Raw genomic sequence first — 26,085 nt, 5'->3', positions numbered from 1 at the left:
GCGTTAAGCTTGCAGACATGCGTCCGTAGACGGGCGACCCAATGTAAGATGGAGAAACGACAGTGAAGTTAAAACTCATGGCCCTGGCGGCAGCAATCGGATTGAGCGCGATGGCAGTACAGGCAAATGAATTGCCGAATGGCCCGCATATTGTGACTTCGGGGACCGCCAGCGTAGCCGCTGTGCCGGATATCGCCACCCTGGCAATTGAAGTGAATGTTGCCGCGAAAGACGCCGCGTCGGCGAAAAAGCAGGCCGACGATCGCGTGGCGCAGTATCTCTCTTTCCTCGAAAAGAACGGCATCGCCAAAAAAGATATTAACTCAGCCAACCTGCGCACCCAGCCTGATTACGACTATCAGAATGGCAAAAGCATCCTGAAAGGCTATCGTGCGGTGCGCACCGTCGAAGTGACGTTGCGCCAGCTGGACAAGCTGAACGGTTTGCTGGATGGCGCGCTGAAAGCGGGTCTGAATGAAGTGCGGTCTGTTTCGCTGGGCGTTGCGCAACCGGATGCCTATAAAGACAAAGCGCGTAAAGCGGCCATTGATGACGCGGTGCATCAGGCGCAAGAGCTGGCGTCAGGTTTCCACAGCAAGCTGGGACCGGTTTATAGCGTTCGCTACCATGTGTCGAACTACCAGCCGAGCCCGATGGTACGCATGATGAAGGCTGCCGATGCGGCCCCGGTTTCCGCACAGGAAACCTACGAGCAGGCGACCATTCAGTTTGACGATCAGGTCGATGTTGTTTTTGAACTGCAGCCCGCTCAGCCAGCCCCGGCCCCCGCAGCGCCGGCTAAGCAGCCTGATGCGGCACAGTAAGCCATAAAATAAAAAGCCACTTCAGATGAAGTGGCTTTTTTATTACCCGCGCTTAGTCCTGGCGCAGTACCTTGTGACCGTAATCGATCAGCGCATCGGTGACCCGGCGCATCATCCGGCTTTCCGGCGCGAAGCGATGCCAGTAGAGCATCCGCCGCTGAAACAGTCCCGGCGTGAGGTCGATAAGCTCGCCGCTGTTGAGCTCTTTTTCAATCTGCAGATGCGGGATCATGCAGCAGGTCGTGCCCTGGCGCGCAAGCTGCACAAAGGCTTCCGAAGAGTTAACGATATGGCACGGGACGCTGCCAGGCGGCAAATCGAAGTTCTGCTGTAAAAACGCCTGATGCATATCATCCAGATGATCGAAAGCGACAACCGGCGCTTTCAGCAGCGCTGAGCGGGTGACGCCGTTAGGGAAATAGCGTTGCGCAAACTCTTTCGAGGCGACGAACAGATAGTCCAGCGCCCCGAGCTGATCCACCAGGCAGCTCGGCAACGCCTGCGGCTGAATACTCACCGCGCCGACCACTTCACCGCGACGTAAGCGTTCCTGAGTGCGGGTTTCATCCTCCACCTGCAGATTGAGGCGGATAGGGGAGTCGGAAAGGACATTAGACAGCGCGGGCAGCAGCCAGGTGGCCAGACTGTCGGCGTTGACCGCCAGCGACAGCAACAGCGGTGTAGAGCCGGTCTGTTCATCGCCCAGCCACTCCTCTTCCAGCAGCTCAACCTGACGCAGCAGGGCCAGCAGTTTCTGCCCTTGTTCGGTCGGACGCGGCGGCACGGTACGCACCAGCAGCGGTTGGCCGAACATATTTTCCAGCTGTTTAATACGCTGAGAGACGGCGGACTGTGTAATGCAGAGCTTCTGCGCGGCGCGCTCAAACCCACGTTCTCTTATCACCGCATCCAGCGCCTGTAGTGTTCTGTAGTCCGGTCGTTTCATTATTCTGGCGTACCCCTATCACTTTTCATTAACTCGCACTATGACATAAATTCGTTTTTGATGAAGATGAAAAATGGTCTGTTCAGTTGTGTGACCCTGTCGCAGGGACAATTCCCCTCCCGGTGTTCTATAATGCGCCACAGGTATTCACATCTCGGACCATAATCATGACGCAAGATGAACTGAAAAAAGCAGTAGGCTGGGCGGCATTGCAGTATGTACAACCGGGCACCATCGTCGGTGTCGGTACGGGCTCCACGGCCGCGCATTTTATCGATGCGCTGGGCACCATGAAAGGGCAGATTGAAGGCGCGGTCTCCAGCTCTGATGCCTCCACCGAAAAACTGAAAAGCCTTGGCATTCCGGTTTTCGATCTGAACAGCGTTGACCGCCTGGGGATCTATGTTGATGGCGCCGACGAGATTAATGGCCATATGCAGATGATCAAAGGCGGTGGGGCGGCGTTAACTCGCGAAAAGATTATCGCCTCGGTAGCAGATAAGTTTATCTGCATCGCCGATGCCTCCAAGCAGGTGGATATTCTGGGCAAATTCCCGCTGCCGGTCGAAGTCATTCCGATGGCGCGTAGCGCTGTCGCGCGCGAGCTGGTGAAGCTGGGCGGCCGTCCGGAGTATCGCCAGGGGGTGGTGACCGATAACGGTAACGTGATTCTTGACGTCTTCGGCCTGGAAATTCTTGATGCCATCGCTCTGGAAAACAAAATTAACGGTATTCCTGGCGTCGTCACCGTCGGCCTGTTTGCCAACCGCGGAGCGGATGTGGCACTGATTGGAACCGCCGATGGCGTAAAAACCATCGTAAAATAATATAATCGGGGGAGCGAATGGCTCCCTCGCAAATATTTTTTCTCCAGGCCAAATTTGGTGACTTCTGTCACATTTATGCAACCAGGCTTAGTAACAATCTACCTTTTCTTTTCTTTCTGGTGTTTTGTCCTGCCATTTCCCTCTGCGTGATATTTCTTCAGGTCGTCGACGCAAACGTTCATATTGCCGCGATAGTTTTTTTTGATATGTTGCTGAGAAGAACTTTCGTTCAGCACGACATCAGATAAGACAAAACAGGACGGGGAAATGGCTAAGGTATCACTGGAAAAAGACAAGATTAAGTTTCTACTGGTTGAAGGTGTGCATCAAAAAGCGGTGGAGAATCTCCGCGCGGCGGGCTACACCAACATCGAATTTCATAAAGGCGCGCTGGACAGCGAAGAGCTGAAAGCGTCGATCCGTGATGCCCATTTCATTGGCCTGCGTTCCCGTACTCATCTGACTGAAGAGATCTTCGCCGCCGCGGAAAAACTGGTGGCGGTCGGCTGTTTCTGCATCGGCACCAACCAGGTTGATTTAGACGCGGCAGCGAAACGCGGGATTCCCGTTTTCAATGCGCCGTTCTCAAATACCCGCTCCGTTGCCGAGCTGGTCATTGGCGAACTGCTGCTGATGCTGCGCGGCGTACCGGAAGCTAACGCGAAAGCGCACCGCGGCGTGTGGAACAAGCTGGCGGTAGGCAGTTTTGAAGCGCGTGGCAAAAAACTGGGGATCATCGGTTACGGGCACATCGGTACGCAGCTGGGTATTCTGGCTGAATCTCTGGGGATGCACGTCTATTTCTATGATATCGAAAGCAAACTGCCGCTGGGCAACGCTACCCAGGTCCAGCACCTCTCCGACCTGCTGAATATGAGCGATGTGGTCAGTCTGCATGTGCCGGAAAACGCCTCCACCAAAAATATGATGGGCGCGCAAGAGCTGGCGCTGATGAAACCCGGCGCGCTGTTGATCAACGCCTCGCGCGGTACGGTCGTGGATATCCCGGCGCTGTGCGATGCCCTGGCGCGTAAGCATCTGGCGGGCGCGGCGATTGATGTGTTCCCGACCGAACCGGCGACCAACAGCGATCCGTTCAGCTCGCCGCTGTGCGAGTTTGACAACGTGATCCTGACGCCGCACATCGGCGGCTCAACTCAGGAAGCGCAGGAGAATATCGGTCTGGAAGTGGCCGGTAAGCTGGCGAAGTATTCCGATAACGGTTCGACCCTTTCAGCGGTGAACTTCCCGGAAGTTTCTCTGCCGCTGCACGGCGGTCGTCGTTTGCTGCACATCCACGAAAACCGTCCCGGCGTGCTGACCGCTATCAACCAGATCTTTGCCGCGCAGAGCATCAACATCGCAGCACAGTATCTGCAAACCACGCCGCAGATGGGCTACGTGGTTATTGATATTGAGGCCGAAGAAGATGTGGCCCAGCAGGCGCTGCAGGCCATGAAGGCGATTCCGGGCACCATTCGCGCCCGTCTGCTGTTCTGATTGACGCAAGGATCCCTGCGGGGATCCTTTTACATGATGAGCACATCGCTACAGAATACCGGTGTCTTCCTGCTGTTGCTGATTCTGGCATGGACGGGGTTTGGCACCCACGATAGCCTCACCTGGCTGATGGAAGTGACGCCGGTCATTATCATCGTTCCGCTGCTGCTTGTGACGCGTTCACGCTACCCGCTCACGCCGCTCCTCTACACGCTTATCTTCTTCCATGCCATTATTTTGATGGTTGGGGGGATGTATACGTATGCGAAAGTGCCGATTGGATTTGATGTGCAGGCGTGGCTGAATTTAAGTCGTAATCCGTACGATAAGCTTGGCCACTTTTTCCAGGGGTTGGTTCCGGCGCTGGCGGCGCGGGAAATTCTGCTGCGCGGCGGCTATGTGCGCGGGCGCAAGATGCTCTCGTTTCTGGTGTGCTGCATTGCGCTGGCGATCAGCGCCACCTACGAGCTTATCGAATGGTGGGCGGCACTGGCGATGGGGCAAGGGGCGGATGATTTTCTCGGCACCCAGGGCGATCCGTGGGACACGCAGTCGGATATGTTCTGCGCGTTGCTGGGGGCGCTGACGACGATCTTGTTACTTAGCGGATGGCATAACCGGCAACTGAAGAAGCTCGGTACGCCATAGCTTATGGCCACTGCCACAGCGCCGAGGGGGTAATCACCGCGGGCAGTGGAATATCCCAGTGCTCAGTGGGCAGTGCGTCGACCTGCTGGCAATCGTGGGCATAGCCAACAGGCTGCAGGGAATAATCCTGCCAGTTCTGTAATGTTCGGTCGTAGAAGCCGCCTCCCATCCCCAGCCGCTGTCCGGCGGTATCAAAGGCAACCAGCGGGACCATCAGTACATCGAGCCGGCCCAGCGGCAGGACGTCGCGTACATCGAGCTTCGGCTCGTCGATTTTCAGCCGGTTGGTCACCAGTTCGCTGCGCGGGTGATAGCGCAAAAACAGCAGATTTCCCGGGCTGAACGGGTGGAGTACGGGCAGATAAACCTGCTTGCCGGCCCGCCACAGCCGATCAATCAGCGGTCGGGTATCGAGTTCGCCATCAAATGACAGAAACAGGGCGACGGTTTGCGCCTGCGCGACGGGCGGATATGCCATCACGCGATCGGCACCCTGGCGGGCGAACTGCGCCTGCTGTTCTGCCGTCAGCGCGCGTCGTCGCTGGCGAATCTGTTGACGAATCAGCTGTCGGGTAGTTTGCGTGTCAGAAAGTTGAGTCATGACGGGTCGCCTGATTTAGCATGAGCACGATAATACGTGGGTCAGTTGCCTGTAGGCGTAGTGTAATACACAAGGTGATAAAAACCGAAAAGGAAGCACGAGGGATGGAACTGAAAAGAAGGGAATCTCCGAGATGCCGCCGCAGGCTGTAACCCTTGAACCCTTGGTTCAAGGTGAATGCGTCGTCACAGTTTTAAGGCTTCTCGGACGGACCGAGCATGCTCACCAACCATGGAGCGCCACATTCTTGTGGTATGAAATATCGGCTCAGGGGACTGGCCCGCTTGCAAACATCTCAGAGAAATTTTGTTCTTGCGCTTACTCTAACACAGTTAACTGCAAAGTGTTATTCAAACTTCGGCCCGGTTCTTTCGCTTATGCGACCTTGCTCAAGCAGCGCTTGTTCGATGGTCTGCTGTAGCATCCGAATACGCTGTTCCATGCTGGAGGCGTAATCGCGGGTTTTCGCTTTTTCCTGAGTCAACTCATAGCTGATGTTCAACGCGGCGATGAAGACCAGCTGCTCAGTATTTGTGACTCTAGTGCGTTCTTTTAAATCTTGCAACCGCTGATTCAGGTCATCAGCTGCCTGATTCAAGGCATCCCTTTGTTCAGGCGGGCAATTCACGCGGAGTGAACGGCCAAAAATTTGGAGATCGACGGGTTGTGCAGACATGCCACCTTCCTGCTGATTGACTGCGCGGCCTTCACACCCGAATCCGGGACTGCAAAGGGGCGACACTATAGCTACCCTGGTGCGAAGGTACAAGCCCTATTCTGGTTCACCAGGGTCCAAAGTGGTAGCATACCATGAATATTCCTCCCAACGATGACGAATGCGCATGTCTATACAGAACGAAATGCCTGGTTACAACGCTGTAGACCAGTTACTGAACCAACAGGGCGTGGGCTTAACCCCGGCCGAAATGCACGGTTTGATCAGTGGGATCCTGTGCGGCGGCAATAAAGACAGCAGCTGGCAGCCGCTGGTGCACGACCTGACAAACGAAGGCCTCGCATTTGGTCACGAGCTGGCCGAGTCTCTGCGCACCATACATTCCGTGACCAGCGACTCGCTGGAAGACGACGGTTTCTTGTTCCAGCTCTATTTACCGGAAGGTGACGCGGTAAGCGTGTTTGAACGCGCCGACGCGCTGGCCGGTTGGGTTAACCATTTCCTGCTCGGCCTGGGCGTTACGCAGCCTAAACTGGATAAAATCAAAGACGAAACCGGTGAAGCCATCGACGACCTGCGTAACATTGCGCAACTGGGGTACGACGAAGACGAAGATCAGGAAGAGCTGGAGATGTCGTTGGAAGAGATTATCGAGTACGTGCGCGTCGCTGCGCTGCTGTGCCACGAAACCTTTTCTCGCCAGCAGCCAACCGCACCGGAAGTTCGCAAGCCAACATTACACTAACGATAATTTGTTGAGGGGGCGTCATGACACAGCAGGAATTTCTTTCTCGTCGCCAGGCATTGCTGGCGCAGATGCAGCCAGGCAGCGCCGCGCTGATTTTCGCCGCACCGGAAGCGGTCCGCAGCGCAGATTCAGAATACCCCTACCGGCAGAACAGCGATTTTTGGTACTTCACGGGATTTAATGAGCCGGAAGCCCTGCTGGTGTTGATTAAAAGCGACGACACCCACAACCATAGCGTGCTGTTTAACCGCGTCCGCGATCTGACCGCAGAGATCTGGTTCGGCCGTCGTCTGGGGCAGGAGGCCGCGCCATCGAAGCTGGGCGTCGACCGCGCTCTGGCGTTCAGCGAAATTAACCAGCAGCTATTCCAGCTGCTTAACGGCCTTGATGCGATCTATTTTGCCCAGGGCGAATATGCCTATGCTGACAAAATCGTCTTCAACGCGCTGGAAAAACTGCGTAAAGGCGTGCGCCAGAATCTGCAGGCGCCCGGTTCGGTGATTGACTGGCGGCCGATGGTGCATGAGATGCGCCTGTTTAAATCGCCGGAAGAGCTGGAGGTGATGCGCCGCGCTGGCGAAATTTCCGCGCTGGCTCATACCCGCGCAATGCAGAAATGCCGTCCGGGCCTGTTCGAATACCAGCTGGAAGGGGAAATTCTGCATGAATTCAGCCGCCACGGCGCCCGTTTCCCCTCCTATAACACCATCGTGGGCGGTGGAGAAAACGGCTGTATTCTCCATTACACGGAAAACGAATCCGAGCTGCGCGATGGCGATTTGGTGCTGATTGACGCCGGCTGCGAATACCTCGGCTATGCGGGCGATATCACTCGCACCTTCCCGGTGAACGGTAAATTCAGCCCGGCGCAGCGCGAGATTTACGATATTGTCCTCGAGTCGCTGGAAACCGCGCTGGAGCTTTACCGTCCTGGCACCTCCATTCAGCAGGTTAACCAGGAAGTGGTGCGCATTATGATTACCGGTCTGGTGCGTCTCGGCATCCTGAAAGGGGATGTCGACGAGCTGATGGCAAACAATGCCCACCGTCCGTACTTTATGCATGGCCTGAGCCACTGGCTGGGACTCGATGTCCATGATGTCGGCCACTACGATGTCGATCGCTCGCGTCTCCTTGAGCCGGGCATGGTGTTGACCGTTGAGCCGGGTCTCTACATTGCCGTCGACGCCGATGTGCCGCCACAGTATCGCGGCATTGGCGTGCGTATTGAAGACGATATCGTCATCACCGAAGACGGCAACGAAAACCTCACCGCCGGCGTGGTGAAAAAAGCCGACGATATTGAGGCGCTGATGGCGGCGGCACGGCGGTCATGAGCATCCTGATCGTTGGCGGAGGGATGACCGGGGCAACCCTGGCGTTAGCTATCTCGCGCTTAACCCACGGCGCGCTCCCGGTGCATCTGGTCGAGGCCGCGCAGCCGGACTCGTCGCAGCATCCGGGGTTTGATGCCCGTGCGATTGCGCTGGCGGCGGGGACCTGCCAGCAGCTGGCGCGTACCGGCATCTGGCAAGGCATTGCCGATTGCGCGACGCCGATTCAGCGTGTTCACGTCAGCGATCGTGGGCATGCGGGATTCGTGACGCTCGATGCGCAGGACTACGGACTGGCGGCGCTGGGGCAGGTGGTCGAGCTGCACGATGTCGGCCAGCGATTGTTTGCGCAACTGCGCGAAGCGCCGGGCATTACCTTACACTGCCCGGCGAAAGTCGAAGACGTCACCCGGTGGGAGGAGGGCGTCAGCATCACCCTGGACAGCGGCGAGACGATCGCCGGCCGACTGCTGGTTGCCGCCGATGGTTCGCGCTCCACGCTGGGCGCTCGCTGCGGCATGAGCTGGCAGCAGCAGCCTTACCAGCAGCTGGCGATTATTGCCAACGTCAGCACGGCGTTGCCCCATGAAGGGCGCGCCTTTGAACGCTTCACCGAACATGGTCCGCTGGCCATGCTGCCGATGTCACACGGGCGCTGTTCGTTGGTATGGTGTCACCCGCAGTCGCGGCGCGATGAGGTTCTGGGTTGGTCCGACGCGCAATTTTGCGAGCAGCTGCAGCAGGCATTTGGCTGGCGGCTGGGGCGCATCACTCATACCGGGAAGCGCAGCGTTTATCCATTGACGTTGACTACCGCTACGCGCCCGGTTTCCCATCGCCTGGTGCTGGTCGGTAATGCGGCGCAGACGCTGCATCCCATCGCCGGGCAGGGCTTTAATCTCGGTCTGCGGGATGTGATGAGCCTGGCGGAAACGCTGGCCCAGGCCGGCGCTAACGGACAGGATCCCGGCGATTACTCACTTCTTTGTCACTATCAGGCGCGGCGAGCGGATGATAAGGCCGCGACCATCGGCGTGACCGATGGGCTGGTGCATCTGTTCGCTAATCGTTGGGCGCCGCTGGTGGCGGGGCGTAACGTGGGTCTGATGGCGATGGAATTATTTACCCCGGCGCGCGACGCGCTGGCGCAGCGTACCCTCGGTTGGGTTCCTCGTTAAGGAGTTGAACGTGCAAAGTGTTGATGTTGCCATTGTTGGCGGTGGCATGGTGGGTCTGGCGGTCGCCTGCGGTTTGCAGGGGAGCGGGCTGCGGGTTGCGGTGCTGGAACAAGCCGAGCCGCAGCCGTTAAACGCCGATGCGCCGCCGGCGCTGCGGGTATCCGCCATTAACGCCGCCAGCGAAAAACTGCTTAACCGGCTGGATGTCTGGCCGGAGATTGTCGCCCGGCGCGCCAGCTGTTATCACGGTATGGAAGTGTGGGATAAGGACAGCTTTGGCCACATCAGCTTTGATGACCAGAGTATGGGCTTCAGCCACCTTGGCCATATTATTGAAAATGCTGTCGTTCATCATGCGCTGTGGCAAAAGGCGCAGCGTTGCGCCGACGTCACGCTGCTGGCCCCGGCGCAGTTGCAGCAGGTGGCGTGGGGAGAAAACGAAGCATTTCTCAGCTTGCAGGATGGCAAGATGCTGACCGCCAGGCTGGTGGTCGGCGCCGACGGTGCAAACTCCTGGTTGCGCAACAAAGCGGATATCCCGCTGACGTTCTGGGACTATCGCCATCATGCGCTGGTTGCCACCATTCGTACCGCAGAGCCGCATCAGGCGATTGCCCGTCAGGCGTTCCACGGCGACGGCATTCTGGCGTTTCTGCCGCTGAGCGATCCGCATCTGTGTTCGATCGTCTGGTCGCTGTCGCCGCAGGAAGCACAGCGGATGCAGCAGGTCGACGAAGCGGCGTTTAATCAGGCGCTGAATATTGCCTTCGATAACCGGCTTGGCCTGTGCCAGCTTGCCAGCGAGCGTCAGACTTTCCCGTTGACCGGTCGCTACGCGCGCCAGTTCGCCGCGCATCGCCTGGCGCTGGTGGGCGATGCCGCGCACACCATTCACCCGCTGGCCGGCCAGGGGGTGAATCTGGGCTTTATGGATGCAGCGGAACTGATCGATGAACTCCGTCGTCTGCATGCGCAGGGCAAAGATTTTGGTCAGTACCTGTATCTGCGCCGCTATGAACGTAGTCGCAAGCACAGCGCTGCGATGATGCTGGCGGGGATGCAGGGCTTCCGCGAAATGTTCTCTGGCAGCCACCCGGCGAAGAAACTGCTGCGCGATATTGGCCTCAAACTGGCGGATACACTACCCGGCGTCAAACCGCAGTTGATTCGCCAGGCAATGGGCTTAAACGATCTTCCTGCCTGGTTACGTTAAGCGCGTCACACTTCTCTCTCCCGGCCCCGGCGCCGGGTTTTCTCCTCTCATTTGAAATAATCTAATCTCACCCATTTTTTCGCATTAGTTTTATTAATGTCTCTCTTTTTTTGAAACAGAAAACAGGCCCTTTTTTTCGCATAAAATACCATCATGCTCGGTATTATCAGTTCATGATGTTAATTTTATGTGGCATAAATCGCTTTTTTCCAGTCAATAACTCTGTAGTCTTTTTGGCGACTTTTAGTCATAAGCTAATGTGATGTCCTGATTTAGCTTATGGTTTAGCGCCGGGTTAGGTGGTAAGTTCAGGCAAAAGAGAACGTTTGCGTCGGCGTCCGGACATGGCGCCGACGGCGGATTTCGTGGGGCGAAATCGCCCCAATGACATCGCCCAACCCAGTAGCTGGTTCCGTTTTATTCGATGAGGAAAAGATGGCTCAACAGACTCCGTTGTATGAACAACACACGCTGTGCGGCGCTCGCATGGTGGACTTCCATGGCTGGATGATGCCGCTACATTACGGTTCCCAGATTGATGAGCACCACGCGGTGCGGGGCGACGCCGGTATGTTCGATGTCTCGCACATGACCATCGTCGATTTCCACGGCAGCCGCATTCGGGAGTTCCTGCGCTATCTGCTGGCTAACGATGTCGCGAAGCTGACGGTGCCGGGCAAAGCGCTATATACCGGCATGCTTACCGCGTCCGCCGGCGTCATCGATGACCTGATTGTCTATTTCCTTACCGAAGATTATTTCCGCCTCGTTGTTAACTCCGCCACCCGTGAAAAAGACCTTGCCTGGATTACCCAGCAGGCTGAACCCTATGGTCTTGAAATGACCGTTCGTGACGATCTTTCGCTGATTGCCGTACAGGGGCCGCAGGCGAAAGCGAAAGCGGCAACCCTGTTCACCGACGCACAGCGTCAGGCCGTAGAAGGGATGAAACCGTTCTTTGGCGTGCAGGCCGGCGATCTGTTTATTGCGACCACCGGTTATACCGGTGAAGCCGGTTACGAAATCGCCATGCCGAATGAGCAGGCTGCTGATTTCTGGCGTGGCCTGCTGGACGCTGGCGTGAAGCCGTGCGGTCTGGGCGCTCGCGATACCTTGCGTCTGGAAGCGGGGATGAACCTGTATGGCCAGGAGATGGATGAAAGCATCTCTCCGCTGGCGGCGAATATGGGCTGGACCATCGCCTGGGAACCCGCAGATCGCGCATTCATCGGCCGCGAAGCGCTGGAACTGCAGCGTGAAAAAGGTACCGAGCAGCTGGTGGGGCTGGTGATGACCGAGAAAGGCGTCCTGCGCGGCGGTCTGCCGGTGCGCTTTAGCGATGCAGACGGTAATCAGCAAGAAGGTATTATCACCAGCGGCACCTTCTCCCCGACGCTGGGCTACAGTATTGCGCTGGCGCGCGTACCGGCCGGTATCGGCGAGACGGCCATTGTGCAGATTCGCAACCGCGAAATGCCGGTAAAAGTGACTAAACCTGTTTTTGTACGCAACGGCAAAGCCGTGGTGTGATTCCCCTTTTTTGGAGATTAATTGATGAGCAACGTACCAGCAGAACTGAAATACAGTAAAGAACACGAATGGCTGCGCAAAGAAGCTGACGGCACCTACACCGTCGGGATCACCGAACATGCCCAGGAACTGCTTGGCGATATGGTTTTCGTCGATCTGCCGGACGTTGGCGCAACCGTTGAAGCGGGTGACGACTGTGCGGTTGCCGAGTCGGTAAAAGCAGCTTCGGATATTTATGCCCCGATTAGCGGCGAGATTGTGGCGGTGAACGAAGAGCTCAACGACTCTCCGGAGCTGGTGAACAGCGACCCGTACGCGGACGGCTGGATCTTTAAAATTAAGGCCAGCGATGAAGCGCAGGTTGCGGCCCTGCTTGACGCGGATGCCTATGCGGCGCTGCTGGAAAACGAGTAAATATCTTGTCCCTTCACGCTGCGGGCATCTGCTGCCGGCAGCGTGAATGATTTTTGCCTGTTCAGGTAAGTAAAGACACATACGATTCACTGCACGTTTCAGGAACCATCGCTCATGACTCAGACTTTAGGTCAGCTTGAAAACCGCGGCGCCTTTATTGAACGTCACATCGGTCCGGATGCTCAGCAACAGCAGGAGATGCTGAACACCGTCGGCGCCGATTCGCTTAACGCCCTGATTGGCCAGATTGTGCCGCAGGATATTCAGCTGGCGACACCCCCTCAGGTGGGTGACGCGACTACCGAATTCGCCGCGCTGGCGGAACTGAAGGCGATCGCCGGTCGCAACAAGCGCTTCAAGTCTTACATCGGCATGGGTTATACCGCCGTGCAGCTGCCGCCGGTTATTCAGCGCAATATGCTGGAAAATCCGGGTTGGTATACCGCTTACACCCCTTACCAGCCGGAAGTTTCCCAGGGTCGCCTGGAATCACTGCTGAATTTCCAGCAGGTGACCCTCGATCTGACCGGGCTGGATATCGCCTCCGCTTCACTGCTGGATGAGGCGACCGCCGGCGCTGAAGCAATGGCGATGGCCAAACGCGTCAGCAAGCTGAAGAATGCGAACCGCTTCTTCGTTGCCGCCGATGTACATCCGCAGACCCTGGATGTGGTGCGCACCCGTGCCGCAACCTTTGGCTTTGACGTCATCGTTGATGAGGCGGAAAAAGCGCTCGACCATCAGGACGTTTTCGGCGTGCTGCTGCAGCAGGTGGGGACCACCGGCGAAATTCATGATTACAGCAAGCTGATCGCCGAGCTGAAAGCACGCAAAGTGGTGGTCAGCGTCGCTGCGGACTTCATGGCGCTGGTTCTGCTGACTGCACCGGGCAAACAGGGTGCCGATATCGTCTTCGGTTCCGCCCAGCGCTTTGGCGTGCCGATGGGCTACGGCGGCCCGCACGCGGCCTTCTTTGCCGCAAAAGATGAATTTAAACGCTCGATGCCGGGCCGTATTATCGGCGTATCAAAAGATGCCGCCGGTAACACCGCGCTGCGTATGGCGATGCAGACCCGCGAACAGCATATCCGTCGCGAGAAAGCGAACTCCAATATTTGTACTTCCCAGGTATTGCTGGCAAACATCGCCAGCCTGTACGCGGTGTTCCACGGGCCAGAGGGCCTGAAGCGCATCGCCAGCCGCATCCACCGGCTGACCGATATTCTGGCCGACGGGCTGCAGAAAAAAGGGCTCAAGCTGCGCCATGCCCACTACTTCGACACTCTGTGCGTGGAAGTGGTCGACAAAGCGGCGGTGCTGGCACGCGCCGAAGCGCTGGAAATTAACCTGCGCAGCGACATCCATAATGCCGTTGGCATCACCCTTGATGAAGCAACAACCCGCGAAGATGTGCTGAACCTGTTCCGCGCTATTATTGGCGACGACCACGGCCTGGATATCGATACCCTGGATAAAGACGTGGCGCTCGACAGCCGCTCGATCCCGGAAAGCATGCTGCGTAACGACGCGATCCTGACGCATCCGGTGTTCAATCGCTACCACAGCGAAACCGAGATGATGCGCTATATGCACTCACTGGAGCGTAAAGATCTGGCGTTGAATCAGGCGATGATCCCGCTGGGATCCTGCACCATGAAACTCAACGCCGCGGCGGAAATGATCCCGATCACCTGGCCAGAGTTTGCCGAGCTGCACCCGTTCTGCCCGGCGGAACAGGCGGAAGGCTACCATCAGATGATCGCCCAGCTCTCCGACTGGCTGGTAAAACTGACCGGTTACGACGCCGTCTGCATGCAGCCAAACTCTGGCGCACAGGGCGAGTACGCGGGCCTGCTGGCCATTCGCCATTACCACGAAAGCCGTAATGAAGGCCATCGCGACATCTGCCTGATCCCAAGTTCTGCGCATGGTACCAACCCGGCGTCGGCACAGATGGCCGGCATGCAGGTTGTGGTGGTTGCCTGTGATAAAAACGGCAACATCGATCTCGCGGATCTGCGCCTCAAGGCGGAGCAGGCGGGTGAGAACCTCTCTTGCATCATGGTGACCTACCCGTCAACGCACGGCGTTTACGAAGAGACGATCCGCGAAGTGTGCGAAATCGTGCATCAGTTCGGCGGTCAGGTTTACCTCGACGGCGCTAACATGAACGCCCAGGTCGGCATTACCTCTCCGGGCTTTATCGGCGCGGATGTCTCGCACCTTAACCTGCACAAAACCTTCTGCATCCCGCACGGCGGCGGCGGTCCGGGTATGGGGCCGATCGGCGTCAAAGCGCATCTGGCACCGTTTGTTCCGGGCCACAGCGTGGTACAGATCGAAGGGATGTTGACCCGTCAGGGCGCGGTTTCTGCCGCACCGTTCGGCAGCGCTTCCATTCTGCCAATCAGCTGGATGTATATCCGCATGATGGGCGCCGAAGGGCTGAAGCAGGCGAGCCAGGTGGCAATTCTGAATGCCAACTACATCGCTACCCGTCTGAAAGAGGCGTTCCCGGTGCTTTACACCGGCCGCGACGGTCGCGTGGCGCACGAATGTATTCTGGATATTCGTCCTCTGAAAGAAGAGACCGGCATCAGCGAGCTGGATATTGCCAAACGTCTGATCGACTTCGGTTTCCACGCGCCGACGATGTCCTTCCCGGTGGCCGGTACGCTGATGGTTGAGCCGACGGAATCCGAAAGCAAAGTCGAGCTGGATCGCTTTATCGATGCCATGCTGGCGATTCGCAGTGAAATCGACCGTGTGCAAGCGGGCGAGTGGCCGCTGGAAGATAACCCGCTGGTTAACGCTCCGCACACGCAGGGCGAGCTGGTTGCCGAATGGAACCATCCGTACACCCGCGAACTGGCGGTATTCCCGGCAGGTCTGGCGAATAAATACTGGCCGACGGTGAAGCGCCTGGACGATGTTTACGGCGACCGTAACCTGTTCTGCTCCTGCGTACCGATGAGCGAATACCAGTAATTCACTGACTGGACTATCTTTTAAAGGCGCTTCGGCGCCTTTATTTTTTGGGGGAAGAGGATGGCTATAGCACTGATTACCGGCGCCAGCCGCGGAATAGGTAAGGCGACGGCGCTGCTGTTGGCACAGGAAGGGTATACCGTGGTGGTCAATTATCATCACAACATCAGCGCGGCGATGGCGGTGGTCAATGAGATTGTCGTCCTTGGCGGCAAAGCCGTTGCGCTGGGGGCCGATATCAGCGATGAGGCGCAGGTCATGGCGATGTTTGACGGAATCGACCGTCTTGCGGAACCGCTGACCGCGCTGGTTAACAACGCCGGCATCCTGTTTGCGCAAAGCACCGTAGAACACCTGACCGCCGGGCGGATTAATCAGGTGCTGAGTACCAATGTCACCGGCTATTTCCTCTGTTGCCGGGAGGCAGTGAAGCGGATGTCATATCGACACGGCGGAAAAGGTGGGGCGATCGTCAATGTTTCATCAGCGGCATCGCGTCTGGGCGCGCCGGGGGAATATGTGGATTATGCCGCCTCGAAAGGGGCGGTGGACACCCTGACCACCGGACTGTCGCTGGAAGTGGCGGCGCAGGGAATTCGCGTCAACGGCGTGCGTCCCGGCTTTATCTATACCGAAATGCACGCGTCGGGCGGTGAGCCCGGACGCGTGGATCGGGTGAAAGCGGGGCTGCCGATGCAGCGCGGCGGGCAGCCGGAGGAGGTCGCGCAGGCCATCGCCTGGCTGCTGAGCGACAAAGCCTCCTACGTGACCGGTAGTTTCCTGGAGCTGGCGGGCGGCAAATAAGATGTGCGAACGCTCTGCCTTATCCGGGCTACAACCGCTGGCCGGCGGTAAATAACCGCTACCCCACGGCACTCGTAGCCCGGCTAAGCGCAGCGCCAGTCGGGGGTTATGACGCCAGCCACAGCCGCAGGCGCATTCCCCAACCGCTGGTCCAGCCGGTCGTTACCGACTTAACCTCGCCGCGAGAGATGACAATAAGCGTTGGCGTGACCTGAACGCCCCACTGGCGAGAAAGTCCGCCGTCGGGGTCGTTCACCGTGGGCAGCGCCATTTTCTTATGCGCCAGCCAGTTGGACAGCGTGGCATCGTCCCCGGAACGGAGCGCGACGGTCATCACATTGCCGCCGTTGCTTGCCAGCGCCGCTACGGATGGCGTCGTATAACGACACACTCCGCACCAGGTAGCCCAGACGTAGATCAGCAGCGGACGCTGCTGACTCATGGCGTGCAGATCGACCACGTTACCCTCCAGCGTCTGCAGCGGTGTCGTCGTCAGGTTCGGCGGTAGCGCAGGCCGACGCAGATAATCCATCCCTGCGATGAGTGCGCCCGCAAGCAGCAGCAGGATAATCAGCTCGCGTAGCCAGCGGCGTAATTTACTGGCCATCGGCTTTTGCCAGCTGTTCTTTCACCAGCCCCTCCAGCTCCTGATAAGGAATCGCGCCAGCGACCATCTGATCGCCGATAATCGTCGCCGGGGTGCCCTGAATATTCAGCACCTGAGACAAAATCAGGTTCATCTTCAGCGAGTCCATTGTTTTATCATCGGTTTTCACCCCATCGGTGGCGGTTTTCTGCTGTGCGGCGAGAATACTCGCATCGTCGTGGTAGCCCTTTTTGGCCATCAGCCGCTGATGCAACGCCCAGAATTTATCCGGCTGCTGGCGCCATGTAGAGAGCGCGGCTTTGGCGGCGTTGACCGAACTTTGCCCCTTAAACGGCAGCAGTTTTACAATCAGCAGGACATCAGGGTTATCGTCAACGATCTTCTCCAGCATCGGATCGAACTGCTTGCAATACGGGCAGTTGTAATCGGTAAACGAGACGATAGTCAGGCGCGGCGCTTTGGCGCCCAGTCGCGGGCTGTCAGGATCGTTAAACAGCAGCTTTGCCAACTGGTCGTTGGCGGATGCCTCCGGCTGTTCTGCCGGAGCGGCAAGGCTGAAGGTTGCAACGCACAGCAGAAGGAGTGCAGCGATGATTTTCATGATTATTGACCTTTTGCAGCGGACAGAGTGGCGAGGAGTTCGTCGCGGCTGAGCAGCGGAGACAGCACGCGGCCCTGCGTTAATCCCGGTCCGTAAATTTGATTGAAGGGGACGGCGGCGCTGCCGCGAGTGGTCAGAAAGCGGCTGATAGTGGCCGACGGGCGACTCCAGTCTCCGCGCAGGGCCACCACGTCTGGTTCAGAGAGCGCGCTCTGAACGTCATCGCGCAGCAATACGTTGTATTTATTGGCCTTGCAGGTGACGCACCAGTCGGCGGTGACGTCGATAAACAGTCGCTTGTTGCTTGCCAGCGCATCGCTAATCGCCTGTTCGCTCAGCGGCTGCCAGTTCACGCGGTCGCGTCGTAACGCCTGACCGTCAGGCGGTGACAGAAAAGCGACGACCCCGGCGACAACTAGCGTTAGCGCGCCTGCTTTCAGCGTCGTGCGCCAGCGATAGCGCCAGAGCGTCGCCAGCAGAAGCGCGAGGGCCAGAAGTGCCGTCAGGGCGATAACCGGCATCCGACCGATATGCACCGTCAGCAGGCCGAGCAGCCATACGGCCGATCCCAGCATCATCAATCCGAGTATCACGCGCAGGACGTTCATCCAGCGTCCAGGGCGCGGCAGATGCCGGGCGAGGCCTGGCCAGGCGGCAACCAGCAGCCAAGGCAGACTCATCCCTACACCCATGGCGAAGAAAATACCCCACAGCAGCGGCAGCGGCGCGACCAGCGCGACCGAGACGGCGGTACCGAGAAACGGCGCCGTGCACGGCGTGGCCAGTAGCGTGGCGAAGGCGCCCTGCCAGAAATGGCCCATCAGACCCTTGCCGCCGCGGGTAGCCAGAAATGTACTGGCGCCGGAGGAGAGGCGAATCTCAAACAGCCCCAGCAGGCTGGCGCTGAACAGCACCATCACCAGCGCCATCGCGCCGATAAACCATGGGTTCTGAAACTGAATGCCCCAGCCCAGCGCCTGATTCCCCAGGCGAAGCAGAGTCATCATCAACGCCAGCGCCAGAAAGGACGCTACGATGCCACAAACCGAGGCCAGAAACTGCCGGCGTACGGTTGCGCGTTCGCGCGTCCCGGTCTGCACCAGCGAACCGAGCTTCATGGCCAGTACCGGCAGGACGCAGGGCATAACATTAAGAATCAGCCCGCCGGCAAGGGCCATCAGCAATACCCACCATAAAGCCGGCGCCTGCGCCGGGAGACCTTCGCTAACGATCGACGCGCTCTCCTGCGCCAGACCGCTGTCGGCAAGGACCAGCGACAGACGTTTGCCGCTGAGGTCAGGCGCCGCCTCACCCCAGCTGTCGGTGACCGGGATCTGTGCGACCAGCGTATCGCCGGTCAGTGAGAAGGTGGGTTTGCCGAAATCGACATTCTCCACGCTGTCGATAAACAGCGACGGCTGTTGCCAGCCGGCTTCGCGAACGGCGGTCACCGTGAGCTTTCCGCCGCCATAGGACGAGGTCAGCCGGGACGTCAGGCCATCCGGGCGCGGGAGCGTGCCCAGCGCGCGGGTATAATCATAGCTAAAGCCATCTCCCGCAGGGACGGTCATATCCAGCGCAAAGGGATAGTCGGTCAGAATGCAGACATTGCTACAGGTGGAAAGCGTCAGCACGCCGCTTAAGGTCTGTGGCACCGGTCCGCGGATGTCCAGGGGAAAGCTGACGTTACCGTGATAGCCCTGGGTGGTGATCCCCGCGACGTCAAACCGCTGCGGCGTTGGCCAGTGCCAGGTGACATCCAGCGGCGTTTTCCAGGCGATAGCGGGCGCAATGCCGCCTTCTCCCGGGGAGCGCCAGTAGGTTTTCCAGCCTTTTTCCAGCGCCACATCGAGCAGCAGGCGCGTTGTGCCGCCATCGTCGTGTTGTGCGCGCAGCCGGACGCTGGCGTGTTGATTCTCGGCGGCGCGTAGCCAGCCGCTGTCGGCGGCCTGGCTGACGGGCAGCCATAGCCAAAGCAGGCAGACCAGCAGTCGCCTGAATACCATAAGCATAAATTTTCTCCGTAAATGATTGATTAACCTGAACTGTCAGGAAATCCTCATTCACGGAAGACGCACAATCGCAAATGCACCCGTAGCCGGGGAGGGGAAATAACGCGGGGAGGCCAGAGACGGACAATGCGCGGCGGTATTGCCGCCAGCAGCGTAAGCAGTAGCGCGACGGCAAACAAGGCGCCTTCAAACAGCACCGGCGGTGCGGCGAGCAGTGATTTCGCGCTCAGCTCGCAGGGAGTAACCGGCGCTTCGGCCGTATCCTGACCCTGCTGGGCTGATTGCGTCACGGCGGTGGCATTCATGACCAGCGCATGCAGCCCGGCCATACGCTGCGCGGTGCATACCAGCACCACCAGACAGGCAAGGGCTACAAGAAGAATGGCTTTTCGCTGTTGCTTAATCATTTTCGCCTCTGTGATTCACGAGGCTTATCTTATCGGGCGAACGCGTTTTAGCAATGTTAAAGCTGTAAAGAAGTGTCTGTAAGACCGGCAATTGCCCTCTCCTCTGGCGAAGAGAGGGCGGTACGGAGAGGGAATCAGAGGTTTTCGCCGTTGCTGGCAATGACCTCTTTATACCAGTTGAAGCTTTTCTTACGCGAGCGGGACATATCGCCGGTGCCGTCGTCATGTTTGTTCACGTAAATAAAGCCGTAGCGTTTGCTGTACTGGCCGGTGGTAAAGGAGACGCAGTCGATACAGCCCCACGGGGTATAGCCCATCAGTTCGACGCCATCGTAAGTCACCGCTTTGATCATCTCTTCCACATGCGCGCGCAGGTAGTCGATACGGTAGTCGTCGTTGATGCTGCCGTCCTCTTCAACTTTATCGTAGGCGCCGAAGCCGTTTTCCACGATGAACAGCGGTTTCTGATAGCGTTCGTACAGTTCGCACAGCGAGTAGCGCAGGCCCACCGGGTCAATCTGCCAGCCCCAGTCGGAGGCTTTGACGTGCGGATTCGGCACGCTGCCTTCGAAGCCGGAGATGGCATCGCCGCTGCCGCCTTCCGCTTTGACCGCGTTGGTCATGTAGTAGCTGAAACCGAGGTAATCGCAGGTGCCTTCACGCAGGATCTGTTCATCGCCCGCTGCCATAACGATGTTAAAACCGCGGCGCTCCCACTCGTTGAGGACGTAGGTCGGGTAGTAGCCGCGCAGCTGCACGTCGGTAAAGACATAACGTTCACGCATGGACTCCTGGGCGAACATCACGTCTTCCGGCTTACAGGAGAACGGATAGAGCGCCACCATGGCCAGCATGCAGCCGACCTGCATCTGTGGATTGATCCGCCGCGCCGCTTTCACCGCCAGCGCGCTGGCAACGAACTGGTGATGCAGTACCTGGTACATGGTCTCTTCCGGGTTTTCGTAGTCGGTATAGACCACGCCGGAACAGCAGTAGCCGAACAGCGGGGCGCGCCAGTTGCGCTGGTTGTTGATCTCGTTGAAGGTCATCCAGTATTTCACTTTGTGCTTATAGCGCTCGAAGACCACTTCGGCGAAGCGCACAAAGAAATCGACCACTTTGCGGTTGGTCCAGCCACCGTACTGCTGCACCAGATGCAGCGGCATTTCGAAGTGGGAGAGAGTAATCACCGGTTCGATGTTGTACTTCAACAGCTCATCGAACATGTCGTCATAGAACTTCAGCCCCTCTTCGTTTGGCTGAGTTTCATCACCCTGCGGGAAGATACGGGTCCAGGCGATGGAGGTACGGAAGCACTTGAATCCCATCTCAGCAAACAGCTTGATGTCTTCTTTGTAGCGGCCGTGGAAATCAATGGCTTCGTGGTTCGGGTAGTACTTACCCGCTTCCACCTGGCGAGTAATCTCGCGCGGCACGCCGTGAGCGCCGCCGGTCAGCACATCGCAAATGCTTGGACCTTTGCCCTCTTTATTCCAGCCGCCTTCAACCTGATGCGCGGCAACCGCGCCGCCCCATAAGAAGTCTTTCGGTAAGGTAATTTTTTTCATCCTGGCTCGTCTCATCAAATAGCATCTGTTGGCGAGTCTAACAAAGGGAATATAAATGTCACGATATAACAATTTCCCTCAGCTGGAATATGTTACATCGAAAAAACAGGGTGTTATTTTCAGGCGAGTTTACGCGCTAATTTACGGCCCAGGGACTCCAGAATATAAATAACCGGAATTTGGGTGGTAATATCATAAACGCCGCCGATGCGCGTTTGCGGGACGTGCCAGGAGAGGTTGAAGTCCGCCAGTTTCGCCAGTCGGGAGTGCTCATGGCTGGTGACCGACATCACCTTGCAGTTGTGCAGGCTGAACTGGCTGGCGAAGCGGAGAATCTCTTCGGTCTCCCCGGAAACGGAAAGTACGATCGCCAGCGCGTTACGCGCCATGTCGTTGGTGACCGGGAAATAAGGGTCGTCGATATGGTTGCTGAATTTCCCAACGTTGGAGAAAAACCGTGCGCCATATTTTGCCAGCGCCCCGGAGGTACCGGCGCCGACAAATATAATACGTTCTGATGCGAGAATAATATCGACGGCGCGCTCGAGTAAATTATCAAATTCGTCATTGTTGACGCTTTTAAAGAAACTCATAATTTCACTGGCGCCGATATTTGCCTGTTGAGGCTGGTTCTGCTCGAGATATAATTTAAAGCGGAGGCGAAACTCCGAGTAGCCTTCGCACTGCAGTTTGCGACAAAAGCGCAGGACGGTGGTCGTGGAGACCCCGGCGGCTTCTGCCAGCTCGCGGATGGTCATATACATCACTTTGTCACGATTCTTAATGACGTAGTGGTAGACCATCATCTCAAGATTATTGAGACTGGCGATCGCGGCGTGGGAGAACATACTCACAGTAATAACTCACAATTCATAATGACCAGGATGGAATTATATCATGCAGCCGAATGACATAACCTTTTTTCAGCGCTTTCAGGACGACATCCTCGCCGGGCGCAAAACCATCACCATTCGTAATGCCGCCGAGTCGCATTTTAAAACCGGCGACGTGCTGCGCGTTGGCCGCTATGAAGATGACGGCTATTTTTGCACGATAAGCGTGGTGGCGACGTCCACGGTGACGCTCGATACGCTCACGGAACGCCACGCCGAACAGGAGAATATGACCCTGGCGCAGCTGCGGCAGGTGATTGCGGAGATCTATCCTGGCGAAGACCAGTTTTATGTTATTGAATTCAAAAGGCTTTGATGGAATAGCGAACGACTGTTAGTTGAAATTTTAATGTAACATTATGATTTTATAGTGTTTACAAATATTCATCTTTTTATTTTAGCTAACAGGTGTTCACTGGAATCATTCTCAGTTACCCTAGGTGAGCATTGAAAGCGTTCTTGTTTTCGGAGTCAAATATGGTTCGCAAACCATTAATCACACAGGGTTATTCTTTGGCAGAGGAAGTGGCCAACAGTATCAGTCACGGTATCGGACTGGTATTTGGTATCGTCGGCCTCGTCCTCCTGTTGGTGCAGGCGGTAGACAGTAACGCCAGCGCAACGGCGATTACCAGCTATAGCCTGTACGGCGGCAGCATGATTATGCTGTTCCTCGCCTCTACCCTCTATCATGCTATTCCCCATCAGCGAGCTAAGCTGTGGCTGAAAAAATTCGATCACTGCGCCATCTATCTGCTGATTGCGGGAACCTATACGCCTTTTCTGCTGGTCGGGCTCAACTCACCGCTCGCGCGCGGCCTGATGGTGGTTATCTGGAGCCTGGCGCTGCTGGGGATCTTGTTTAAGCTCACCATTGCGCACCGCTTTAAGGTCCTCTCTCTGGTGACCTATCTGACGATGGGCTGGCTGTCGCTGATTGTGGTATATCAGCTGGCGATCAAACTGGCGGCAGGGGGAGTAACGCTGCTGGCGGTCGGTGGCGTGGTGTATTCGCTGGGGGTTATCTTCTACGTCTGCAAGCGCATTCCTTATAACCATGCGATCTGGCACGGTTTTGTGCTGGGCGGCAGCGTATGTCACTTCCTGGCCATTTATTTGTACGTCGGCCAGGTGTAAATAAGATGCCGCATCAGCGGGAAATTCCCCGGCGGTGCGGCGCATGCCGGAGCTACGGCGCCGCACGGTCCGGGATGTTGTCGCCCGGAGAGCCTGGCAGCGCTAAGGCTTAACTCTCTTCCAGCGAATAGGGCAGCGGAACGATGCTTAAGGTGCCGGCATCATCGCGTACGCGGAATACGCTGTCTGGCTCCATATCGTTATTCATCACCACCTGCACCAGCAGCTGCCCATCATCCAGCAGCACGGCGGCCAGCACGGTGCCAGTCCGGCGCCAGTTTTCACCCATCTTCAGCTCAAGATCTTCTCCGGCTTCCGGGACGCGGCTCGCCTTCCCGGCCAGATACCACAGCGCGCGTTTGTTCGCGCCGCGGAATTTCGCCCGGGCGACCATTTCCTGACCGGTATAGCAGCCTTTCTTAAAGCTGATACCGCCCAATGCCTGCAGGTTTGTTGCCTGCGGGATGAACTGCGCGCTGTTGGCGCTGTCTATGACCGGCAGACCGGCTTCGATGTTGAGCGCCAGCCACTGCTGGCTGTTGTTCAACTGCGCGTCGCTGCGCAACGCGTCGGCCACGCGGGTGGCGGTTGCTACATCGGTCACCAGCAGAAAGCGCTCCGCCGGATGTTCAAACCACAGCAGGCTGGTCACGCCGTCGGTGACGAGCGGTTTGTCGCTGCCCGGAAGTTCGCTGAACAGCGGCGCCAGCGCGGCGCGGGCCTGGAAACCGGCAACGCCCAGCAGGACGTGTTCATCATCGGCGGCAATGGTCACTTTAGAGAACACCGCATATTTCTTCAGTTCAGCGAGCTGGGTATCGCGCAGGCTGCGGCGTTCAATCCAGGTAAAACCACCGTCGCGGCGGAAAACCCGCAGGTTGCTCCACATCTTGCCCTTGGCATCGCAGTGCGCGGCAAGCAGATGCCGATCGTCGGTTAATGCGCTGACATCGGCGGTAATCTGCCCCTGCAGATACTTCTCGCCATCCTGACCGGTAATCGTTGCCAGCGCCCAGTCATCCAGCGTCATCAGCGTTAACGGCAGACGAGAGGAAGAAGAAGGCTGACGCGGAGGAAAAGGTGTAAAAGCCATAGTCATGTCCTGAATAGCTTAACGCAGAGTGAATAGCTAATGGTAAAAGAGCTATGGTGCAATGCAAGCGCTTTTGGCAGGCCATTTGTGCCCTGAAAGCACAAACGGGGAAACAAAGGAGAAAGATAAAGCCATATTTTAAATATGGTTTTTGTGGAATGGCGTTCTCTGTTCTCGATATTGCTGTAAAGTAAGTGCAAAAAACGGGTTAAACTAACCTATCAACGACGTCTTTTCAGGCTGCCCTTCGGCGACCTGAAGGGCGCGTAAGACTCTCTTTATGCTGGAAGGACAACATGGACATTACGAATAAAGCCCGCATCCACTGGGCATGCCGCAGGGGTATGCGTGAACTTGATATCTCCATCATGCCGTTTTTCGAGTATGAGTACGATACGCTCAGCGATGAAGACAAACAGCTGTTTATCCGTCTGTTAGAAAACGACGATCCGGACCTGTTTAACTGGCTGATGAATCATGGCGAACCGGCTGATGCACAACTGCAACGGATGGTAAAATTAATCCAGACTCGGAATCGGGAACGTGGTCCTGTGGCAATCTGATTTACGCATTTCCTGGCGCTCGCAGTGGTTCTCGCTGCTGCTGCACGGCATTGTGGCGGCTATTGTCTTGCTGATGCCCTGGCCGCTGAGCTACACACCGCTATGGCTATTGCTGCTGTCGCTGGTGGTGTTCGACAGCGTGCGCAGCCAGCGGCGGATCCACGCCTGCCGGGGTGAAATAAAGCTGATGACCGATTCGCGTTTGCGTTGGCAAAAAGCGGAATGGGAGATTGTCGGCACGCCGTGGGTGATTAATAGCGGGATGTTGCTGCGCCTGCAGGATATGCAAACGCGTCGCCGCCAGCATCTGTGGGTCGCTGCAGACAGTATGGACGCCAAAGAGTGGCGAGATCTGCGCCGGTTGGTTTTACAAAAACCGGCACAGGATTAAGAGCCTGTCAGGCGAACTGTTCAGCCATTTCGCCGAGGATTTGCTCGCACCAGTTCTGGATGCGATCGTCGCTCAGGTCATACTGGTTCGTCTCATCGAGTGCCAGGCCAACAAACAGCTGGCCATCGGCGATAATCGGTTTCTGGCTGGTGAATTCGTAACCTTCCGTCGGCCAGTAACCGATAAACTTAACGCCTTTGGCGCTCAGTTTGTCGTGCAGCATGCCCAGCGCATCAAGGAACCATTCGCCATAACCCAGCTGGTCACCCATGCCATACAGCGCCACAATTTTATCCTGCAGATCCAGTGTATCCAGCTGTTGCCAGACGGCTTCCCAGTCTTCCTGAATTTCGCCGAAATCCCACGTCGGGATACCGAGAATCAACACGTCATACTGAGTCATCAGGGAAGGGGAATCATCTTTCAGATTATGCAGCGTCACTAATTCCGGGCCGATGATATCGCGGATCTTCTCCGCTGCCATCTCGGTGTAGCAGGTACTGGAGCCGTAAAAAAGACCTATGTTCATGGCGTAAACATCTCAATTCATGCGGTGATTTTGCGGCTAGTTTATCAGAAAGC

The 26,085-nt window shown here is 57.2% G+C and carries 27 protein-coding genes and 1 other RNA gene; 16 read left to right on the top strand and 12 right to left on the bottom strand.

Annotated features, from left to right (window positions below):
• Positions 1-62: 62 nt before the first annotated feature.
• Positions 63-824, top strand: coding sequence for an oxidative stress defense protein (locus BV390_RS10125; protein ID WP_015585769.1), 762 nt, complete (start codon positions 63-65; stop codon positions 822-824).
• A 52-nt stretch (positions 825-876) separates the two neighbouring features.
• Here the strand turns inward: BV390_RS10125 and argP are convergent, their stop codons facing one another.
• Entirely contained in the window at positions 877-1,770 is an 894-nt protein-coding gene (argP, locus tag BV390_RS10120; protein WP_004867418.1) for a DNA-binding transcriptional regulator ArgP, read from the bottom strand.
• A gap of 167 nt (positions 1,771-1,937) precedes the next feature.
• On the opposite strand from argP, the gene rpiA reads away from it, so the two are divergent.
• The 3 genes from rpiA (at position 1,938) to BV390_RS10105 (ending at position 4,745) form a co-directional block, all read left to right on the top strand.
• Positions 1,938-2,597, top strand: coding sequence for a ribose-5-phosphate isomerase RpiA (gene rpiA / locus BV390_RS10115; protein WP_004867416.1), 660 nt, complete (start codon positions 1,938-1,940; stop codon positions 2,595-2,597).
• 267 nt (positions 2,598-2,864) lie between these two features.
• Positions 2,865-4,097 (top strand): phosphoglycerate dehydrogenase, encoded by a 1,233-nt coding sequence (gene serA, locus BV390_RS10110; RefSeq protein WP_032690800.1) that lies wholly within the window; start codon positions 2,865-2,867, stop codon positions 4,095-4,097.
• A 33-nt stretch (positions 4,098-4,130) separates the two neighbouring features.
• Positions 4,131-4,745 (top strand): DUF2238 domain-containing protein, encoded by a 615-nt coding sequence (locus tag BV390_RS10105; protein ID WP_032698811.1) that lies wholly within the window; start codon positions 4,131-4,133, stop codon positions 4,743-4,745.
• A gap of 1 nt (position 4,746) precedes the next feature.
• On the opposite strand, the gene BV390_RS10100 is transcribed toward BV390_RS10105, so the two are convergent.
• From BV390_RS10100 to zapA, 3 genes are all read right to left on the bottom strand, one after another.
• A complete protein-coding gene (locus BV390_RS10100; protein WP_032696670.1) occupies positions 4,747-5,346 on the bottom strand; it encodes a 5-formyltetrahydrofolate cyclo-ligase in 600 nt (199 codons plus the stop codon).
• Positions 5,347-5,467: 121 nt separating this feature from the next.
• A non-coding RNA gene (gene ssrS / locus BV390_RS10095) (6S RNA) lies at positions 5,468-5,651 on the bottom strand.
• 41 nt (positions 5,652-5,692) lie between these two features.
• The gene (zapA, locus tag BV390_RS10090; protein ID WP_004867406.1) at positions 5,693-6,022 is read right to left on the bottom strand and encodes a cell division protein ZapA; all 330 of its coding nucleotides are present in this window, start codon (positions 6,020-6,022) and stop codon (positions 5,693-5,695) included.
• A 166-nt stretch (positions 6,023-6,188) separates the two neighbouring features.
• Here zapA and BV390_RS10080 point away from each other — a divergent pair, with 166 nt between their 5' ends.
• The 8 genes from BV390_RS10080 to BV390_RS10045 all read left to right on the top strand — a co-directional run bounded on the left by BV390_RS10080 (position 6,189) and on the right by BV390_RS10045 (position 16,231).
• A complete protein-coding gene (locus BV390_RS10080) occupies positions 6,189-6,767 on the top strand; it encodes a YecA/YgfB family protein (RefSeq protein WP_015585772.1) in 579 nt (192 codons plus the stop codon).
• 23 nt (positions 6,768-6,790) lie between these two features.
• Positions 6,791-8,107, top strand: a complete 1,317-nt coding sequence (pepP, locus tag BV390_RS10075; protein WP_046853469.1) for a Xaa-Pro aminopeptidase — start codon at positions 6,791-6,793, stop codon at positions 8,105-8,107.
• A complete protein-coding gene (ubiH, locus tag BV390_RS10070) occupies positions 8,104-9,282 on the top strand; it encodes a 2-octaprenyl-6-methoxyphenyl hydroxylase (protein ID WP_032696672.1) in 1,179 nt (392 codons plus the stop codon). Before pepP ends, ubiH begins: the two co-directional genes overlap by 4 nt.
• Before the next feature lie 10 nt (positions 9,283-9,292).
• Complete coding sequence (gene ubiI / locus BV390_RS10065; protein ID WP_046853471.1) at positions 9,293-10,495, top strand: FAD-dependent 2-octaprenylphenol hydroxylase; 1,203 nt, start codon at positions 9,293-9,295, stop codon at positions 10,493-10,495.
• Between the two features lie 435 nt (positions 10,496-10,930).
• On the top strand, positions 10,931-12,025 hold the full coding sequence (gcvT, locus tag BV390_RS10060; RefSeq protein ID WP_032696673.1) for a glycine cleavage system aminomethyltransferase GcvT: 1,095 nt from the start codon (positions 10,931-10,933) through the stop codon (positions 12,023-12,025).
• Positions 12,026-12,049: 24 nt separating this feature from the next.
• Complete coding sequence (gene gcvH, locus BV390_RS10055; protein ID WP_004867393.1) at positions 12,050-12,439, top strand: glycine cleavage system protein GcvH; 390 nt, start codon at positions 12,050-12,052, stop codon at positions 12,437-12,439.
• Between the two features lie 114 nt (positions 12,440-12,553).
• Complete coding sequence (gene gcvP, locus BV390_RS10050; protein ID WP_032690806.1) at positions 12,554-15,427, top strand: aminomethyl-transferring glycine dehydrogenase; 2,874 nt, start codon at positions 12,554-12,556, stop codon at positions 15,425-15,427.
• 60 nt (positions 15,428-15,487) lie between these two features.
• Positions 15,488-16,231 carry an SDR family oxidoreductase gene (locus tag BV390_RS10045; RefSeq protein ID WP_032690807.1) on the top strand — a complete coding sequence of 248 codons (744 nt, stop codon included), beginning with the start codon at positions 15,488-15,490 and terminating at the stop codon, positions 16,229-16,231.
• A gap of 106 nt (positions 16,232-16,337) precedes the next feature.
• Here BV390_RS10045 and BV390_RS10040 read toward each other — a convergent pair whose 3' ends face one another.
• From BV390_RS10040 to BV390_RS10015, 6 genes are all read right to left on the bottom strand, one after another.
• On the bottom strand, positions 16,338-16,838 hold the full coding sequence (locus BV390_RS10040; protein ID WP_032690808.1) for a protein disulfide oxidoreductase: 501 nt from the start codon (positions 16,836-16,838) through the stop codon (positions 16,338-16,340).
• Positions 16,828-17,439 (bottom strand): DsbA family protein, encoded by a 612-nt coding sequence (locus tag BV390_RS10035; protein WP_085396874.1) that lies wholly within the window; start codon positions 17,437-17,439, stop codon positions 16,828-16,830. The genes BV390_RS10040 and BV390_RS10035 overlap by 11 nt, the downstream gene beginning before the upstream one ends.
• Positions 17,440-17,441: 2 nt before the next feature.
• Positions 17,442-19,451, bottom strand: a complete 2,010-nt coding sequence (locus tag BV390_RS10030) for a protein-disulfide reductase DsbD family protein (RefSeq protein WP_064384450.1) — start codon at positions 19,449-19,451, stop codon at positions 17,442-17,444.
• Between the two features lie 47 nt (positions 19,452-19,498).
• Complete coding sequence (locus BV390_RS10025) at positions 19,499-19,858, bottom strand: hypothetical protein (protein WP_032696676.1); 360 nt, start codon at positions 19,856-19,858, stop codon at positions 19,499-19,501.
• A 134-nt stretch (positions 19,859-19,992) separates the two neighbouring features.
• Entirely contained in the window at positions 19,993-21,426 is a 1,434-nt protein-coding gene (locus BV390_RS10020; RefSeq protein ID WP_032690812.1) for a 6-phospho-beta-glucosidase, read from the bottom strand.
• 119 nt (positions 21,427-21,545) lie between these two features.
• Positions 21,546-22,274: a MurR/RpiR family transcriptional regulator gene (locus BV390_RS10015; RefSeq protein WP_032690813.1), complete on the bottom strand. Its 729-nt coding sequence runs from the start codon at positions 22,272-22,274 to the stop codon at positions 21,546-21,548.
• A 49-nt stretch (positions 22,275-22,323) separates the two neighbouring features.
• On the opposite strand from BV390_RS10015, the gene yqfB reads away from it, so the two are divergent.
• Positions 22,324-22,635, top strand: a complete 312-nt coding sequence (gene yqfB, locus BV390_RS10010; protein ID WP_004867365.1) for a N(4)-acetylcytidine aminohydrolase — start codon at positions 22,324-22,326, stop codon at positions 22,633-22,635.
• Between the two features lie 161 nt (positions 22,636-22,796).
• Entirely contained in the window at positions 22,797-23,456 is a 660-nt protein-coding gene (gene trhA, locus BV390_RS10005) for a PAQR family membrane homeostasis protein TrhA (RefSeq protein WP_004867362.1), read from the top strand.
• 109 nt (positions 23,457-23,565) lie between these two features.
• Here the strand turns inward: trhA and ygfZ are convergent, their stop codons facing one another.
• On the bottom strand, positions 23,566-24,549 hold the full coding sequence (gene ygfZ / locus BV390_RS10000; RefSeq protein WP_032690814.1) for a tRNA-modifying protein YgfZ: 984 nt from the start codon (positions 24,547-24,549) through the stop codon (positions 23,566-23,568).
• A gap of 296 nt (positions 24,550-24,845) precedes the next feature.
• On the opposite strand from ygfZ, the gene sdhE reads away from it, so the two are divergent.
• Entirely contained in the window at positions 24,846-25,112 is a 267-nt protein-coding gene (sdhE, locus tag BV390_RS09995) for an FAD assembly factor SdhE (RefSeq protein WP_004867358.1), read from the top strand.
• Complete coding sequence (locus BV390_RS09990) at positions 25,093-25,503, top strand: protein YgfX (RefSeq protein ID WP_032690815.1); 411 nt, start codon at positions 25,093-25,095, stop codon at positions 25,501-25,503. Before sdhE ends, BV390_RS09990 begins: the two co-directional genes overlap by 20 nt.
• A gap of 7 nt (positions 25,504-25,510) precedes the next feature.
• On the opposite strand, the gene fldB is transcribed toward BV390_RS09990, so the two are convergent.
• On the bottom strand, positions 25,511-26,032 hold the full coding sequence (gene fldB / locus BV390_RS09985) for a flavodoxin FldB (protein ID WP_032690816.1): 522 nt from the start codon (positions 26,030-26,032) through the stop codon (positions 25,511-25,513).
• Between the last annotated feature and the right edge of the window lie 53 nt (positions 26,033-26,085).

This window comes from Klebsiella sp. YJ, from assembly GCF_002108615.1.
GTDB classification, from domain to species: Bacteria; Pseudomonadota; Gammaproteobacteria; order Enterobacterales; family Enterobacteriaceae; genus Klebsiella; species Klebsiella planticola.
This window is presented reverse-complemented; position numbering and strand designations above follow the sequence as displayed.

What these genes read in the sequence shown, in the direction of transcription:
- serA (WP_032690800.1), top strand. Translation starts at nt 2,865, where the DNA reads ATGGCTAAGGTATCACTGGAAAAAGACAAGATTAAGTTTCTACTGGTT.
- argP (WP_004867418.1), bottom strand. Translation starts at nt 1,770, where the DNA reads ATGAAACGACCGGACTACAGAACACTACAGGCGCTGGATGCGGTGATA.
- BV390_RS10025 (WP_032696676.1), bottom strand. Translation starts at nt 19,858, where the DNA reads ATGATTAAGCAACAGCGAAAAGCCATTCTTCTTGTAGCCCTTGCCTGT.
- BV390_RS10105 (WP_032698811.1), top strand. Translation starts at nt 4,131, where the DNA reads ATGATGAGCACATCGCTACAGAATACCGGTGTCTTCCTGCTGTTGCTG.
- ygfZ (WP_032690814.1), bottom strand. Translation starts at nt 24,549, where the DNA reads ATGGCTTTTACACCTTTTCCTCCGCGTCAGCCTTCTTCTTCCTCTCGT.
- fldB (WP_032690816.1), bottom strand. Translation starts at nt 26,032, where the DNA reads ATGAACATAGGTCTTTTTTACGGCTCCAGTACCTGCTACACCGAGATG.
- gcvT (WP_032696673.1), top strand. Translation starts at nt 10,931, where the DNA reads ATGGCTCAACAGACTCCGTTGTATGAACAACACACGCTGTGCGGCGCT.
- BV390_RS10020 (WP_032690812.1), bottom strand. Translation starts at nt 21,426, where the DNA reads ATGAAAAAAATTACCTTACCGAAAGACTTCTTATGGGGCGGCGCGGTT.
- BV390_RS10035 (WP_085396874.1), bottom strand. Translation starts at nt 17,439, where the DNA reads ATGAAAATCATCGCTGCACTCCTTCTGCTGTGCGTTGCAACCTTCAGC.
- gcvH (WP_004867393.1), top strand. Translation starts at nt 12,050, where the DNA reads ATGAGCAACGTACCAGCAGAACTGAAATACAGTAAAGAACACGAATGG.
- pepP (WP_046853469.1), top strand. Translation starts at nt 6,791, where the DNA reads ATGACACAGCAGGAATTTCTTTCTCGTCGCCAGGCATTGCTGGCGCAG.
- BV390_RS10045 (WP_032690807.1), top strand. Translation starts at nt 15,488, where the DNA reads ATGGCTATAGCACTGATTACCGGCGCCAGCCGCGGAATAGGTAAGGCG.
- ubiH (WP_032696672.1), top strand. Translation starts at nt 8,104, where the DNA reads ATGAGCATCCTGATCGTTGGCGGAGGGATGACCGGGGCAACCCTGGCG.
- zapA (WP_004867406.1), bottom strand. Translation starts at nt 6,022, where the DNA reads ATGTCTGCACAACCCGTCGATCTCCAAATTTTTGGCCGTTCACTCCGC.
- gcvP (WP_032690806.1), top strand. Translation starts at nt 12,554, where the DNA reads ATGACTCAGACTTTAGGTCAGCTTGAAAACCGCGGCGCCTTTATTGAA.
- yqfB (WP_004867365.1), top strand. Translation starts at nt 22,324, where the DNA reads ATGCAGCCGAATGACATAACCTTTTTTCAGCGCTTTCAGGACGACATC.
- sdhE (WP_004867358.1), top strand. Translation starts at nt 24,846, where the DNA reads ATGGACATTACGAATAAAGCCCGCATCCACTGGGCATGCCGCAGGGGT.
- BV390_RS10030 (WP_064384450.1), bottom strand. Translation starts at nt 19,451, where the DNA reads ATGCTTATGGTATTCAGGCGACTGCTGGTCTGCCTGCTTTGGCTATGG.
- BV390_RS10015 (WP_032690813.1), bottom strand. Translation starts at nt 22,274, where the DNA reads ATGTTCTCCCACGCCGCGATCGCCAGTCTCAATAATCTTGAGATGATG.
- BV390_RS10080 (WP_015585772.1), top strand. Translation starts at nt 6,189, where the DNA reads ATGTCTATACAGAACGAAATGCCTGGTTACAACGCTGTAGACCAGTTA.
- BV390_RS10100 (WP_032696670.1), bottom strand. Translation starts at nt 5,346, where the DNA reads ATGACTCAACTTTCTGACACGCAAACTACCCGACAGCTGATTCGTCAA.
- trhA (WP_004867362.1), top strand. Translation starts at nt 22,797, where the DNA reads ATGGTTCGCAAACCATTAATCACACAGGGTTATTCTTTGGCAGAGGAA.
- rpiA (WP_004867416.1), top strand. Translation starts at nt 1,938, where the DNA reads ATGACGCAAGATGAACTGAAAAAAGCAGTAGGCTGGGCGGCATTGCAG.
- BV390_RS10040 (WP_032690808.1), bottom strand. Translation starts at nt 16,838, where the DNA reads ATGGCCAGTAAATTACGCCGCTGGCTACGCGAGCTGATTATCCTGCTG.